Annotated in this window: 1 protein-coding gene; it reads right to left on the bottom strand. The window is 75.0% G+C overall.

Annotation, left to right across the window (positions count from 1 at the left end; genetic code table 11):
• Positions 1–248 (bottom strand): RsmD family RNA methyltransferase (locus Q5762_RS39265; protein WP_315897107.1); only part of this gene is annotated, 248 nt, incomplete at both ends.

Below are 248 nucleotides of genomic sequence, written 5' to 3'. Positions count from 1 at the left end.
CCCTCCGCGTCCAGCGCTTCGTCGTTCGCAGTCTCGGCGACGGCGAGCGCGCCGGGCGTGAGCCATCCGCCCGCGCGCAGGCTCGCCAGCGCCGGCGCGGTCAGGTCCTTGCGATACGGTGCATCGAGGAGCGCGAGCGAGAACGGCCCGCCCGCACCCGCCGCCATCGGCCCCAGGTCACGCGCGTCGCGCCGCCAGATCTTCGTCGCGCCCGTCAGCCCCAGCGCCTCGACATTGGTGCGGATGAG

It is taken from the genome of Streptomyces sp. P9(2023) (assembly GCF_032436795.1).
In the GTDB taxonomy this organism is placed as follows: domain Bacteria; phylum Actinomycetota; class Actinomycetes; order Streptomycetales; family Streptomycetaceae; genus Streptomyces.
This window is presented reverse-complemented; position numbering and strand designations above follow the sequence as displayed.